The sequence below is a fragment of the Lysinibacillus sp. NPDC093210 genome, from assembly GCF_044753985.1.
Classification (GTDB): domain Bacteria; phylum Bacillota; class Bacilli; order Bacillales_A; family Planococcaceae; genus Lysinibacillus.
Window position 1 is genome coordinate 85,062 of record NZ_JBIVOE010000008.1, and the last position, 15,115, is coordinate 100,176.

Sequence of the window (15,115 nt, forward strand, 5' to 3'; positions counted from 1 at the left end):
GTGCCAGGCACTCACACAATTCGCAATTCTCAAATAATTTCACATAACTTATAAAATTTCAAATACTCCAGCAGCGCCCATACCACCGCCGATACACATTGTAACTACACCATATTTTTTGCCTTGACGTTTCAGCTCGTGAATTAGCTTCAATGTTAAAATTGCACCTGTTGCACCAAGTGGATGTCCTAATGCAATTGCACCACCATTTACGTTTACTTTCTCTTGGTCGATGCCTAAATGACGAACAACTTGTAATGATTGTGAAGCAAATGCTTCGTTAATTTCCCACAAATCAATATCTTGAATTGATAAACCTGCAATTTCAAGCGCTTTGGGAACTGCTACGATTGGGCCGATACCCATTACTTCTGGTGGAACTCCGCCAACCGCAAAGCCTAAAAACTTAGCCATCGGTGTCATTCCTTGCTTTTCTGCTTCCTCACGATCCATTACTAGAACTGCAGCTGCGCCATCAGAAGTTTGAGAAGCGTTACCTGCTGTAACACTTCCTTTTACATGGAATGCAGGACGAAGTTTAGCTAAACCTTCAACGGATGTGCCCGGACGAACGCCCTCATCAACACTGAAGGTAAATTTTTTTACCTGTAGTTTATTATTGTTATCCACATAATGTTGTTCCACCTCAATCGGAACAATCTCATCATTGAATTTACCTTCTTTAATTGCTTTTTCTGCAAGCATATGTGATCGTACAGCAAATGCATCTTGATCTTCACGACTAACATTGTACTGACGTGCTACTTCCTCTGCTGTATGCCCCATCCCCATATAGTATTGTGGTGCAGTTTCAGCTAATGTTGGATTTAAGCGTGGTGTATTTCCTACCATTGGCACCATACTCATCGATTCAACACCGCCAGCAAGAATAGCCTTTGAATGTCCAAGCATAATACGTTCAGCTGCATATGCTATTGCCTGTAAACCTGATGAACAAAATCGATTAATTGTCAGTGCAGGTGTAGTATCTGGCAGCCCTGCAAGCGCTCCGATACTACGAGCTACATTCATCCCTTGCTCTGCTTCTGGCATTGCGCAGCCCAAAATTAAGTCATCGACAGGACCTTCATAGCCCGCTCTTTTTAATGTTTCTTTGACAACTGCTGCCCCAAAATCATCCGGTCTTACTGTTGCTAATGAACCTTTTTTCGCTTTTCCAATAGGAGTTCGTGCTCCTGCTACAATAACGGCTTCACGCATCGTCTAAATCCCCCTTTGTTTCATGTGCAAACATTTTAGTCTAGTTAGTTACGAAGTGGTTTTCCTTTTAATAACATGTGTTGCATTCTTTGTTGAGATAGCGGGTCTGCAACTAAGCTTAGGAATGCTTCACGCTCTAAGTTTAATAGGTATTGCTCATCTACTAATGTGCCATATGGAACTTTTCCACCTGCAATTACATACGCTAACTTTTTAGCAATTTTTAAATCATGTTCACTTATGAAACCTGATTCAAACATGCCTTGAGCACCGATTAGTAACGTACCGTAGCCCGATGCACCGACAACAGGAACCTTTGTTGGCACTGGTGGTTGGTAACCTGCATCATAAAGTGCCAAAGCAGCTTGCTTTGCATCATAAATTTGGTGATCTGCATTGACTGAAATACCATCTGCAAAATCTAGGAAGTTATTATCGCGCGCTTCCTCACCTGAAGTTGAAACTTTAGCCATCGCAATTGTTTCGAATACTTTATTAGCAATATTTTGATAGTCTACCTCAACGCCATTTGGTAAACCTTTCAAAAACTTTTGGTAAAGCGCTTTATTACCGCCACCACCTGGAATTAAACCAACACCGACTTCTACTAAGCCCATATAAGTTTCCATCGTCGCTTGGATATGTGCAGCAGGTAAGCATACTTCTGCACCCCCACCTAACGTCATCGAAAACGGTGCTGCCACAACAGGTTTGTTAGAATATTTTATTTTTTGCATAGCATCTTGGAATGCTTTAATGACAAAGTCTAGTTCGAAAATGTTATCATCCTGTGCTTCTACTAAAATCATTCCTAAGTTAGCACCGACACAGAAGTTTTTACCTTGGTTTCCGATTACCAAGCCTTTATAATTTGCTTCCACTTCATCTACTGCGTAGTTAATCATTTGAATAATATCTAAACCGATAGCATTTGATTGGGAATGGAACTCAAGTAGTGCAATTCCGTCACCTAAATCTATTAAGCTAGCACCTGTATTAGACTTAATAACGCCATGTTTCTTTTTATAGCGCTTTAAGTTAATTTCTTTTTCATTCACAGGAACTTTTACGTATTGCGACCCATTATAATACGCTACGTCACCTTCAAGTTCTGAATAGAATGTTGTAAAGCCCTTCTCTAACATGTTTTTGACAAATACAGGGACCTCGCGACCTTCCGCTTCCATTTTGGCAACGGATTCTGCAACACCGATGGCATCCCATATTTCAAATGGACCTTGTTGCCAGCCGAAGCCCCATTTCATTGCATTATCTATTGCCACAATATCATCAGCAATTTCACCGTGTAGCTGTGCAGAGTAAATTAATGTAGGTGCAAAAATCCCCCATAACAGCTCACCTGTACGATCTTTAGCATACGTTAATGCCTTAACTTTATTAGCTAATCCTCGCGTTTGTTTCGCCATTTCAATTGAAGGTGTTTGTAATTTTTTCACAGGGCTATAAGCAAATGTATTTGGATCAATTTCTAAAATTTCCTTCCCTTGCTTCTGGAAGAAACCTTGACCAGACTTAGCACCTAGCCAGCCGTTTGTAACCATTTTTTGCAAAAATTCCGGTACTGCAAATACTTGCTGTTCATCTCCTGACGTTTGGTCATATACGTTTTTTGCCACATGGATAAAAGTATCTAAGCCAACGACATCTAACGTACGGAAAGTAGCAGATTTTGGACGACCGATAAGTGGCCCTGTCACTGAATCTACTTCGCCAACTGAATAGCCGCCTTTCATCATTTCCTGTAAAGTAACGAGCAGACCATATGTGCCTATGCGATTGGCAATGAAGTTCGGTGTATCTTTTGCTAGTACGACCCCTTTGCCAAGAATGTCCTCACCAAATTTTTTCATAAAGTCTACAACTTCCGGTGCAGTTGTCGTTGCAGGAATTACTTCAAGTAATTTTAAATAGCGCGGCGGATTGAAGAAATGAGTCCCTAAAAAATGTTTTTGGAAATCTTCTGAACGCCCTTCCGCCATTGCATTAATACTAATGCCTGATGTATTAGAACTAATGATTGTACCTGCTGCACGTACAGCATCAATTTTTTCATATAAGCTTTGTTTAATCGCTAGATTTTCAACAACAACTTCAATAATCCAATCTACATCTTTTAGTTTGTCTAAATCGTCTTCAAAGTTCCCCACCGTTAGTAGCGATAAATTTTTCTTAGAAGTAAGTGGTGCTGGCTTTTGCTTTACTAACTTTTGAAGAGCACTATTCACAAAGCGATTTCTTACAGCTGGATGCTCTAAAGTTAAACCCTTTGCTTCCTCCTCTTTCGTTAGTTCTTTCGGTGCAATGTCTAATAATAATGTTGGAATACCGATGTTTGCTAAATGTGCTGCAATTCCAGAACCCATTACTCCAGAACCTAGAACAGCCGCTTTTTTAATGTTATAAGTCACAAGCAATTCCCCCTTATTCTCCCATTGAATGAATAGCCATTCATTTTTTGGCCAAAAAAAATCAAAATTTCGCTTTGGCATTTTTTGCTTAGATTTTGACATTCACGTTGACCTTTTACAATGTATGCCAGCTAGTCGCAATCACTTACATTGTCTTGGATTTTTAGCTAAAAGATTTTAACTGATGTCATTTCATAATCTGTGACAAGCGCCAGAGACTTATCTTCAGTCAGTTGATATGCAACTCGAATACATCGCGTGAAAAGTCTTCCACTGAATGAAAATAAAACTACTTTTTCTGTTTTTAGTGTAGATTATTTTGTCTAAATTAGCAATCTTTTTTCTTCATTTATTTTTGCAATATACAACTTTTTTTGTTTTTTACGAGCGAAAATAGGACAATAAGTAGAGTCTGCATATCACAAACAGATAACTTTCAGGATGAAGAGAAAATGTGTAAAATGGTTAGCAAGGAGAGTGAAATACTAATGAAAACAATTACTACTGCAGAACAATTTAATGAGCTTATCTCTGGTGAGCAAAAAGTGCTTGTGAAATTTTATGCTGGATGGTGCCCTGATTGCACACGCATGAATATGTTTATCGATCCAATTATTGAAGAGTACAACCAATTTGATTGGTACGAGCTTAACCGCGACGAGCTTCCTGAAATCGCTGATAAATACGATGTAATGGGTATTCCAAGCTTATTAATTTTCCAAAATGGTGAAAAATTAGCACACTTACATAGTGCTAACGCTAAAACACCTCAACAAGTTACTGAGTTTTTAGCAGCTCAACAATAAAAAAAGTAATGATGCTGGGACATAACTCTTAAATTTACAAAATGGGCAATGGTTTTCGTAAATTGTTGCAATAGGTAGTACTAGTTGATAGTAGCAAAGGCAGTGACTCCAGTGGAAACAGCACAAAATGTAAGATGCAACAAACAACGCGATAGCGAGGTTTGCGGCCTTGCGGTGTGTCCGCGGACAGCGCCTGCTGTTGCGAACACCAACTGTCTCAGCAAAAAAGTGTTAGATTGTTTGCAAACAATCTAACACTTTTTCTCTTTTGTCCTAGCCTATTTATAATATAAAGAAGGATTCCATGTAATTTTATGTGAAAGCGCATAAAACTTACATTTAAACAGTTCTTTTCGAAGGGAGATTTTTATGAAACAGTATTTGCCGATACACGGAATATCACAATACGAAGCATTCATTGCACCTAAATATCGTAATTCTGCCTGTGGGCCAACAACAATCCATGTCATTCTGCACTACTATAATCCGACAGCTCCATCGGTTAACGAACTTTATGAACTACTCGGCGGCACAAAAATTGGCTTGTTTAAATGGCGTTTAATTCATAACCTTCGGAAACTGTTACCGACATGGGAAATACGCAACTGTACGTTAAAAGAGGCGCTGCAGGAGATAGATGCAGGACGTCCCGTTGCAATGCGCTTTGACCGTTATTTTAGCTTGCAATGGTTTAACAAAAAATCTACCTTTGTCTATCATTGGGTACCACTCATTGGCTATGAGGTGCAAGACGGTGAGCTATTGTTAATTTTCCATGATAATGGTGGCAAAAATCGCGCCAGCCAAATCCGTACTGCTCTATTTCAAAATAATGAAAAAGTGTTAAGCTTCGTTAAAATAGCACCTAAATAAGGGAATACAATGAACGTGCCTGCTTTGCAATAAGTGTAAAGCCACGTTCTTCTATCGCTTTAAATGTCTGTTGCTCATAGTTTGGCACTACTAATTGAGCAATATCTGCTTCTATCGGTACATTTGTTTGAATTGTTGCTAGTTCATGTGATAACTTCAGCATGTCAAGATTGTCTTTGATTTTCGTACGTTGACCAGGCTTTAATTCCTCTAAGGAAGAAATAACATTGTCGATAGAGCCGTACATTTGAATAAGGTTCAGCGCCTGTTTTGGACCAATCCCTTTAACGCCTGGATAGCCATCACTTGTATCACCCATAAAAGCCTTTACTTGTGCAAATTGAATCGGTTCTATCCCATATTCTTCTTTAAAACGAGAATGTGTATACAGATCATACTCTGTATAACCTTTTTTCGTAAACGCTATTTGCGTTGTAGGTGTTAATAGTTGCAATAAATCCTTATCCCCACTAATAACCGTAATATCGGCTTCGTCTTGCCATTTGGTAATCATTGAGCCGATTAAATCATCAGCCTCCATACCGACAACGCCGAAATTTTGCCATCCAATATGTTGAGATAAGTTTTTAGCCATATCAAATTGAGGAAGCATTTCCTCTGGCGGTGCTGGGCGATTTGCCTTATAGCCATCATATAATTCATTGCGGAATGTTTGCGAACCCATATCCCAGCAAATAGCTAAATGTGTTGGTTGCATAATTGATTGTGCCGTCAACACATGGCGGACAAATCCTTGCGCACCATTAGAAGGGGTGCCATCCTCTAAACGTATAAAATGCCCCATTGCAGCTGACGCAAAAAAGGAACGAAATAACAATGCCATACCATCTACAATTAGCAATTTTGGTTTTGTAGTCATGATGAAAAATCCTCTCTATTCTCTTATTCTAGCGTTTAGACATTATCTAAAGAATAATAAGCATTTTTCTATTATAGCAAACTATCGCATTAATTTAAGTGCCAGGCACTCAAACAATTTACCATGCCGGTCATGCATTTTTTCTCTTACAAACAGAAAAAACCCGGGCACTCCTGAGGGAACTGCATAAGTTGAAAGTGCCAGGCACTCAAACAATTAAGGTCCGTTCATAGCGGAAATCAACGTCAATATTTTTCTTCATGCAAATAACAGACTATGGAATAGCCCCATAGCCTGCTTTTTCTTTCCTTGATATACGATTGCGGTGATCCAATTGAATGCCAGTTAGCCATTGTAAAAATGCTGTAACGCCCGTTTTTACTGTTTCTATACGAAGTTCATTTTGTTTTGGATCAGCGTAAATAAAATCAATATGACGTACGCCCTCATTTTCACCAATAAGTTTTAAAATATCAAATAATTCATAGGCTGTTAACCCACCAGGTGTGGCCGCTGGTACATCAGGTGCAAATGTAATATCCAGTGCATCTAAATCAACAGACACATAAATTCTGTCTACTTCATGCATAAGCTGACGCAGCATTTCACGGATAGTCAACTGTATACCGTCGCGTCGCATCTGCTTTAACGTAATCATATGCATTCCTTGCTCACGTGCATAATAAATCATTTCGGGCGAATTAAAAAAGCCATGCAAGCCGACATTATAAATATGCTTTCCCTCTACAACGCCTGATGCAATGAGTTGATGAATTGGCGAATTCATCGCTAATCCAATTTCTTCTTGATTTCTTGCATCTAAATGTGTATCAAGCTGAATAATGCCAATGCGATCTTTCGGAAAAGCATTTTTAATCCCTCTTAAAGAACAAGCAGTAATCGCATGATCTCCACCAATAAGGCATGTGAAGCTCTTTTGATAGGCAATACTTAAGCTTTCCGCTGCCGCCTCTATTGCCGATTCCGAAAGCATTCGATTTTTCGAATCTATCGCTACGTCACCAATATCAACAATTGCTAATGAACGTAAATCAACTTGTTCGTCTAAATTATAAGATTGAAAACTGGACCATGCCTTACGAAAAGCATTAGGATACTGAGCTTTTTTTGATGGATCACTTGCATACGATAGTAATGCTCCATACACAATAATATCCACATCGTTTGCATGTGGATTTTGTTTTTGCTTAATCCACTGATGCATACCTGAGCCATTTTCTTGTTTCCATTGCCATTCAGGTTGAATAAACATCTTAACCTACCACCTTCACGCCTTTTTTCCAAACTTTTTTCACATGATTCACACCAAATATATAATGTAGCTTTTGATGATTATGAACATCCCATAGAACTAAATCAGCTTGCTTTCCTACTTCGATGGAGCCAACACGATCTTCAATTTGCAATGCACAAGCAGCATTATACGTAGCAGCACATAAGCTTTCTGCCGGTGTCATTTTCATTGTGATACATGCTAGGTTCATTACAAGAGGAAGCGAAATTGTTGGAGAGGATCCAGGATTACAATCAGTCGAAATGGCTACAGGCACACCTGCATCAATTATGTCTCTAGCACGTGCAGGTTTTTCTCCTAAATACAATGCGGTCGCTGGTAATAAACATGCAATAACACCCGATTTAGCAAGCTCTTCTATACCTTCATCCGAAACTTTTAATAAATGCTCGGCAGAGATGGCTCCAACTTTTGCCGCAATATGTCCACCTTTATTTTCTTCAATTTCATCAGCATGTATTTTAGGGATGAGCCCTTGTGCCTTGCCAGCCAATAATATACGTTCGGATTGCTCCGGTGTAAAGACATCGACCTCACAAAATACATCAATAAATTTTGCCAGGTTTTCTTGAACAACTGCAGGAATCATTTCATCAATTACTAAATCAACAAACTGCTCTGGATTCTCTCGATATTCTTCTGGTACTGCATGTGCTCCCATAAAGGTTGGTACGATGTCCATCGGGTGCTTTTTTTGCAAGCGCTGCATGACACGTAGTTGCTTTAGCTCATTTTCTAAATCTAACCCGTAGCCACTTTTACTTTCTAATGTTGTGACACCATGCTGTAAAAATAAGTCCAAGCGTCTCGTCGTTTGATTGAAAATATGTTCTTCTGTCAATGTGCGCATTTTTCGAGTTGTTGCATGAATGCCTCCACCAGCATTCATAATGTCCATATAGCTCGCACCTTCTAAACGCATCTCAAATTCATGCTCGCGGCTACCACCAAAAACAACATGTGTATGAGGATCAATCAATCCTGGTGTCACAATTTTTCCTGTTGCATCGACAATCTCCGCTTCCTCTGCACGGGGTAAATATTTAAGTATCATGTCTCGCGTCGTACCAAGATCTTGAATAGTACCATCTTCAATCCAGACGCTTCCACCTTCAATAATCCCGAGCTCTCGCATTTCTTCACGTACACGAGGTCCCTTCTTGTCACTTGCAACTGTCACTAATTGAGAAATATTTTGAATCCAAATTGGCCTTTGTTGCTTTTCCATCATCCCTAACTCCCCTTTGTTATGTAGAAAGCTACTTCTTTCCTTCTGCTTGTTCTATATAGGACAAACACCCTTAAACACTAATTTAACATTAAGTAACTTACATCTTCGTCACGCTCAGGTAATTTCCCTCTTATTCTCTTAAAAATTCTACAAAAGCAGAACTACCATTAAGTAGAAGACGAATTCTAACAACCAAAATAAAAAGCAATAACACTCTATTCAGAAATGTTATTGCTTACTTTACATAGCCTAGCTACCTCATGCATGGAATAGCTCTGGAACTTATAATCCTTCTGTAATTCTTGATAATATTGCAAAAGCTCCTCAAGCATTGCCAAATTTTTATCAATATGTTTTCCAAAGTTATGCGGATGCCACCACAAATGATAAAAAGCCCCTTCCTTTGCAGCAGCAAGCATTCCTTCTTTAATTCGTTTTATCTTGAGGTGCTCAAATGCGCGCAACAAGCTACTATATGGTCTTAAAAATGCACTTGCTCGAACATTAATAAATGCATCCCCTTGCATCTCTTCCAGTCGTACCATATGATTGCCAGTTACATTAACATAGCTATCCAGCCATTTCATTACACCAAATGATAGTCGATTTTTTTTAGTGAACTTTTTAGGATTGTATAAATCATGTAGTTCATTTCCTCTATAGCAAACAAATCCTGCTTGCTGACAAATAGTAAAATAATTGTCATTCACTTGATTACGCGGAAAAACAATGGACTTCATCGGTTCAATATACCCATCACATATCATGTTCATTGCTTGTAAATCCGCAAGAAAGTCCGTTTCTGTTTGTCCACTTTCTAAACAATAAAAATGGGAAAATGTATGACTAGCAATTTCCTGATGTGGTGTTTGAATAATTTCTTCAATTAATGATTTGCCAAAGTGTAAAGGATCTTCTTGCTCATTTTCCCCTACTTTCGCAAGCTGGGAATGTGCTGCATACCGCATTTGTTTATATTTCACTGGAATGCCTCTTAAGTAATGAGCCATCTCACCTTTAGATTCTGCAAATAATAAGCCAACAGTAGCCCATGTCGCATGGATTTCATATTGCTTAAACAGCATCAGAATTTTAGGTAATGCCTGACGAACACCATATAAATTTTTATTATATTGTCCATGCCGAAATACATCATGGACACCCCAATTTAACTCAAAGTCCAGTGAAATCACTAAACCACCATGTTTTACATTGATTGCTATTTTCTCCACTTTTGCACGCCCAATAACAACGCACTAATTTTCGATTGTGCGATGTAGCCTGAATATACGTTAACAACTTGTCCACCGAAGCTCAATTTAAATTGACGAATCGTTTCGACATCTGTTAGCTCGCCCATATCGTATAGTACACATCCCTGTTGCTTTAAATACATTAAATTGTGCCATAACAAGAAACGATTCGCATAACGTAGTGGACGCTTTAAATGGGCAGGCAATGAGAAAGCATCACTTGTCGCTACATAATAGGACATCGCTTTTTGTGCATGTACAATATCCAATCGATAGCACAATGTTTGTCCACACATACTACGTACTTCTGACAAAAACAAAGCGTTTTTTTGATTTAAAAGCATAATGGATTCCATCTGCGACTTAGTAATTTGTTCAATTTTTTTCCTTTTTGCAAAATCATTATAAAACTGTTGAAAAGCTCGTAAGTTCTCTTCAGAAGGCTCTTTATATAAGAATACTTGATAGGGCTCTTCCTGTGCGCGACGTAGCAGTTTTCGATTGTTTTTCGAAAGTGCTGTATACATCGAGCAATCATGATTAGTTAATGGAATATGAACCGCTTCACGTTTAACAAGCTTACGGCTCGGAACAAGTGAATGTGTGTGACAAACTAACTTCATTGACTTTCTAGTATTTGCTAGCTTTTCTGCAAAGTAAATATGCTGCATCGCGATATTCCATCGCTTACTTCTAATGGATAGAATGAACATCGCCCCCACTCTCTGTGTAATTTTCTACATGATTGCGCTCATAACGAGCACATTTAAAATGCTTCATTCGAGAAATACGTTTATAGCCTAATTGCTGCAATCGTTTTCGCTTACGCCATTGCCAAAAGCTTGCCGTCACCCAAAGTGTTTCGTTTGGCTTTATTTTTTGAATAAATGCTGTAACAACACCTATCTCTTTATAGAGATCATAGCTCAAAAAGTAGGTTTGTTTAGGCAACGATTCAACGATTTGCAATGCATCCACACGTAAGTTTTTCGTATGTAATGCAAATGCTGGCTTCGTCGTCTGTGCAAAGGAATCTTTATAAATCGTATACCCCTTATAAAATAATGAAATAATCTCTTCCTGATCGAGTGACATTGCCTCTTGAATCGGCATTACCTCAAACAACTCCCCTACTGGTTGTTGGGGAACGACTCGATCAGATGGGGATAACTCATACAAGTCCACTTGCTTAAAACGAACAAACTTTTCAACGAATTGTTGTCCATATTCTAGCCAATCTTTCACTTTTCCATACTTTACTAAATAGCGCATTTCACCAAGAGTATGACGTTTCCATCCAACGAAAAGCTGACTACTTTTCAGCATTTCCTTTAAACGTTCCTTCAGTACAATCCAACCAAGCAATACCTTTGCGCGTTTTGTCTTACTACTTGCAACGATATGTCTCGTAAAGTCGATGCCAGAGCGCCAATCAAATTTATAAGCCTCATAACCAATACTCATATCGAACATACGATAATTTTCAGAAAAAGTGCGCTTTATCGTAGTTTGATTAAGTAAACGGCCAAGACCAAAAATATTAAAGTTCGGCTCATGTCCGAGTGCGTAAGTGACATAGCGTCCTCGACAGCAAATACCATAGTTAAAGGCAAGCCATTGATCTTCAAAAACAAGTGTATCTACTTCTACTTTCATCGCTTCCCCTTTAAGGTGGAAAATGCGTTCAAAAAATTCCTTTTTCTTTCCTTTTGTAAAACCACTCGTATCCTTCTTTTTTGCCCAACGTCGATCAAATAATCTAAACATTTGCCAAATATCTTCTTGTTCTGGTGTTTTTGTACGTAAAGATCCTAAATTACGTAGCTTTTTTTCCCTTCGATCTATACCATGCATTTTTCTACGGTTATTGAAATGACTATTGAAGTCGACGTCTTGAAAGGCAAGATATGGTGTTACTACTCGAAAAATATGTGGCGCTAATTGCCTTTCAACGAAATACTGCTCAATTGCTTTCGAGGACTCTTTACTTTCAAGTAATCCATGAAATGAAAATAGTACATGACGATGCTTTTTCATAAGCTCATCAAATACAAATGTTATAGCAGGTAATTGCCATTTTTTTCTTGCGATAATGCCCGAATAATTCGCGATATTTTCACCTGTAAAGGCATATAGACGAACACCCCAAAGCATTCGTACCGTAAATGGCAGAAATGCAATAATATCCTCATCCTTTTGCACAGCATATAGCTCAATACGCTCTTTTCTTCCAATAGTAATCCACCAGTTATAAAACCATGCATATTCAATAAACGGATTATCATTGTGTTCATTCGCTAATATCTCATCCCAAATCCCCTTATAATACACAAGTTCATCTTCTGTTCTAATGCGAATTAATTGCAATTTAATCACCCTTTTTAGCAAACTTTGAAATTGCCTGTTCATAGATTGATAATGTTTTTTGATACATAGGAATAAACGTAAAATCACGTAAAAAACGTCGTTCACTTATATCGCCCATTTTTTCGCATAGCGTTTCATCCATTAAAAGCTGTCTAAGCCTTTTTTTCAGTAGGCTTGAATCGTCACGAGCGATTAAAAATCCATTTTCTTTATCAGTCACTAACTCATTGACTCCTCCAACATTCGTGGCAATGATAGGAAGTCCTGCCCTCATCGCTTCAATAATTGAAATGGGTAAACCCTCCCAGTCTGATAGCAAAGCAAAGATACGACTCTGGGCAAGCCATTTTGTGACATCTAATTGATTGCCTAAAAACGTAACTCGCTCTGAAAAACCTTTGTCTTTAACATAACTTTCTAATTGGGGACGCAAAGAACCATCACCAATAAATTGAAGGTGCCAAGGTATATCCGATAACTCCATCAAAGCCTCCAACAGTAAATCTTGCCTTTTTGGCACCTCAAAGCGAGCAACCATAACAATTTGCGGATGCTCATTTTTTGCTCTATTTGGTGCTATTTTCTTTTCTAATTGTTCAATGCCATTATGAACCGTCTGCAATTTATGAGCAGGTGCAATGCCTTTTGTTAATGCCAACTTACGATCATAATCAGAAACCGTGATGATTTTAGTTGTTAGTGGCTGGACCGTTTTTTCAAGTTGGCGATACATTAGTTGCTTTTTTTGTGGCACCCCTTCTGTAAAACTCCAGCTATGTGCGGTAAAAATCGTCGGGATGCGCAAAAGGCCACCGATAATACGTCCAATTGCCCCTGCCTTAGAAGAGTGTGTAGCAATGACATCAGGCTGTATTTTTTTAAAAGCAGCTCGTAATTGCCAAAGTGCTTGGATATCTTTTGTTAAATGTATTGCCCGCTGCATGGCAGGGATACTGATTACATCAATTTGCTCATCTTGTAAACGCCATAATGAAGCATCATAATAACCTGTCACAATCGTAACTTTATGGGCATCTTGCTTTAACTTTATAGCAAGTGCCTCCACATGTTTTTGAGCGCCTCCTACTTTATCCATACGTGTTATTAGTTGTACAATCTTCAGCATCCTTCACCTCTTGCTCTTTTAGTAAGCACCTGTTCTAGCTAGAACGACGAAAAAGGTTTTCATAACAATTTTTAAATCCATCCAAAACGTTATATTTTCTACATAATGAATGTCATAGGAGATTTTTTGACCATGCGAAATATTAGATCGTCCGTTAATTTGTGCAAGCCCTGTTAAACCTGGTTTTACTTCCAAACGGCGTGCCTGTAATGCACTGTAACTATTTGTAATTGTCGGTACTTCAGGCCTTGGTCCAACAATACTCATTTCTCCCTTTAATACGTTTAAAAGCTGCGGAATTTCATCGATGCTTAACTTACGTAGTATTGCTCCTATCTTTGTAATGCGCGTATCTTGGTCAGTTTTGAAATAGTAATCATCTGGAATGCCTTCTGTACATATTGCAGGCATGTTGACAGGTGTTGCCTGAATAGCCATTGTTCTTAATTTCCAAATGATAAAACGTTGATGTTCGTAACCAGTTCGAATTTGTTTGAAAAAGATGGGGCGTCCTGTAGTAATAAATAATAGGAGGAGTACACCTAACATAAGAGGAATTGTAATAAGTATTAAAATAAATGCCCCAACTATATCAAAAATCCGTTTACCATACTGACCGTAAAATGTGATTGTCTCAGCTGTCTGTACGTGCAATACATCATCCTTTACATTTTTTTAGTGCTTAACTTTATATATTCATTTCGCCCATTTATAGAACTATTTCAGACAAAGCAAATACTCTGTAAATATGACAAAAGGAATTACACCAGAAAAACTTTTGGCATAATTCCTTTACTAATCAAGCGATTAAGTTAATTACTGACAATCAGACGCCTGCTCAATTTGAAGGTGACATTCGATTTGAACATTTCCCTTTAATGCTTTACTAATCATACACGTTTGTTCTGCTTTTTGAGCTAGCCGATTAATGAGATTCTCTTCATGTTCGGGTAGAGGCGGTACTTTTACATTTGGTTTATGGACAATTCTTTCATATGTAAAAACACCCTCCGTTACATCTACAATCCCTTCTGACTCCATCGACAATGCCTCTACTGGTATTTTGGCGTTTTCCAGTAAAGCTGCAAATGTAATTAAATAACAAGTTGCTGAAGCACCTAATAACATTTCATCTGGATTTGTTCCGATTCCTGGTCCATTCATTTCCCGAGGAATAGATACGATTGTATTCAAATTAGTTGACGTTAAGTTCCCTGTACCATTTCTTCCTTGCGACCATGATAAATTCATACCAAACTTGTGCTGCATTTAAAATGCTCCTCTTAATTTTATTTTCCATTACTTGGAATTAATATTTTAAATTATAATAAACGGTCGAAAATGCCCATCCAGCCATATGAATTAGTAATAGGATGCCTAAAGCTTGAGCAGTAGATAACTGAACACCAGCTATTAACAACAGAAATAGAACATAAATGGAGATAACCGTTATTTTCCACCCATTCGCTAGTGAGCTTACTGTAATTTTTTCATATCTTTCATCGAGCCCATTTTTACGTGCTGCCATCCTACGTCCCCACCAAAGTCCAAAAAGACCTCCTGAAATGCCAAGCACTATACCAAGAAATCCTAACATTTGTTCCAAACTCATAT

General features: G+C 38.3%; 14 protein-coding genes. 2 read left to right on the forward strand and 12 right to left on the reverse strand.

What is annotated here, in order from left to right:
* Positions 1 to 48: 48 nt before the first annotated feature.
* Together ACIP9C_RS17805 and ACIP9C_RS17810 are read right to left on the reverse strand one after the other, a co-directional pair.
* Complete coding sequence (locus ACIP9C_RS17805; RefSeq protein ID WP_340822676.1) at positions 49 to 1,221, reverse strand: acetyl-CoA C-acetyltransferase; 1,173 nt, start codon at positions 1,219 to 1,221, stop codon at positions 49 to 51.
* 44 nt (positions 1,222 to 1,265) lie between these two features.
* Positions 1,266 to 3,650: a 3-hydroxyacyl-CoA dehydrogenase/enoyl-CoA hydratase family protein gene (locus ACIP9C_RS17810; RefSeq protein WP_401012724.1), complete on the reverse strand. Its 2,385-nt coding sequence runs from the start codon at positions 3,648 to 3,650 to the stop codon at positions 1,266 to 1,268.
* A 461-nt stretch (positions 3,651 to 4,111) separates the two neighbouring features.
* Between ACIP9C_RS17810 and ACIP9C_RS17815 the strand changes: the two genes are divergently transcribed.
* Together ACIP9C_RS17815 and ACIP9C_RS17820 are read left to right on the forward strand one after the other, a co-directional pair.
* A complete protein-coding gene (locus ACIP9C_RS17815; RefSeq protein WP_401012940.1) occupies positions 4,112 to 4,456 on the forward strand; it encodes a thioredoxin family protein in 345 nt (114 codons plus the stop codon).
* Positions 4,457 to 4,825: 369 nt separating this feature from the next.
* Positions 4,826 to 5,329 carry a C39 family peptidase gene (locus tag ACIP9C_RS17820; RefSeq protein WP_401012726.1) on the forward strand — a complete coding sequence of 168 codons (504 nt, stop codon included), beginning with the start codon at positions 4,826 to 4,828 and terminating at the stop codon, positions 5,327 to 5,329.
* Here the strand turns inward: ACIP9C_RS17820 and ACIP9C_RS17825 are convergent.
* The 10 genes from ACIP9C_RS17825 to ACIP9C_RS17870 all read right to left on the reverse strand — a co-directional run bounded on the left by ACIP9C_RS17825 (position 5,322) and on the right by ACIP9C_RS17870 (position 15,113).
* Complete coding sequence (locus tag ACIP9C_RS17825) at positions 5,322 to 6,209, reverse strand: 5'-3' exonuclease (protein WP_401012728.1); 888 nt, start codon at positions 6,207 to 6,209, stop codon at positions 5,322 to 5,324. The two genes, ACIP9C_RS17820 and ACIP9C_RS17825, sit on opposite strands and share 8 nt — an antisense overlap.
* 274 nt (positions 6,210 to 6,483) lie before the next feature.
* The gene (locus tag ACIP9C_RS17830) at positions 6,484 to 7,482 is read right to left on the reverse strand and encodes an agmatinase family protein (RefSeq protein ID WP_401012730.1); all 999 of its coding nucleotides are present in this window, start codon (positions 7,480 to 7,482) and stop codon (positions 6,484 to 6,486) included.
* 1 nt (position 7,483) lies between these two features.
* Complete coding sequence (gene hutI, locus ACIP9C_RS17835) at positions 7,484 to 8,755, reverse strand: imidazolonepropionase (RefSeq protein WP_401012732.1); 1,272 nt, start codon at positions 8,753 to 8,755, stop codon at positions 7,484 to 7,486.
* A gap of 215 nt (positions 8,756 to 8,970) precedes the next feature.
* Complete coding sequence (locus tag ACIP9C_RS17840) at positions 8,971 to 9,987, reverse strand: polysaccharide deacetylase family protein (RefSeq protein ID WP_401012734.1); 1,017 nt, start codon at positions 9,985 to 9,987, stop codon at positions 8,971 to 8,973.
* On the reverse strand, positions 9,975 to 10,721 hold the full coding sequence (locus ACIP9C_RS17845; protein WP_401012736.1) for a hypothetical protein: 747 nt from the start codon (positions 10,719 to 10,721) through the stop codon (positions 9,975 to 9,977). The genes ACIP9C_RS17840 and ACIP9C_RS17845 overlap by 13 nt, the downstream gene beginning before the upstream one ends.
* On the reverse strand, positions 10,702 to 12,375 hold the full coding sequence (locus ACIP9C_RS17850; protein WP_401012738.1) for a GNAT family N-acetyltransferase: 1,674 nt from the start codon (positions 12,373 to 12,375) through the stop codon (positions 10,702 to 10,704). Before ACIP9C_RS17850 ends, ACIP9C_RS17845 begins: the two co-directional genes overlap by 20 nt.
* A gap of 1 nt (position 12,376) precedes the next feature.
* On the reverse strand, positions 12,377 to 13,501 hold the full coding sequence (locus ACIP9C_RS17855; RefSeq protein ID WP_401012740.1) for a glycosyltransferase family 4 protein: 1,125 nt from the start codon (positions 13,499 to 13,501) through the stop codon (positions 12,377 to 12,379).
* Positions 13,502 to 13,519: 18 nt separating this feature from the next.
* Complete coding sequence (locus tag ACIP9C_RS17860; RefSeq protein WP_401012742.1) at positions 13,520 to 14,155, reverse strand: sugar transferase; 636 nt, start codon at positions 14,153 to 14,155, stop codon at positions 13,520 to 13,522.
* Between the two features lie 162 nt (positions 14,156 to 14,317).
* A complete protein-coding gene (locus ACIP9C_RS17865; RefSeq protein WP_401012744.1) occupies positions 14,318 to 14,770 on the reverse strand; it encodes an SACOL1771 family peroxiredoxin in 453 nt (150 codons plus the stop codon).
* A 40-nt stretch (positions 14,771 to 14,810) separates the two neighbouring features.
* Positions 14,811 to 15,113, reverse strand: a complete 303-nt coding sequence (locus tag ACIP9C_RS17870; RefSeq protein ID WP_401012746.1) for a hypothetical protein — start codon at positions 15,111 to 15,113, stop codon at positions 14,811 to 14,813.
* Between the last annotated feature and the right edge of the window lie 2 nt (positions 15,114 to 15,115).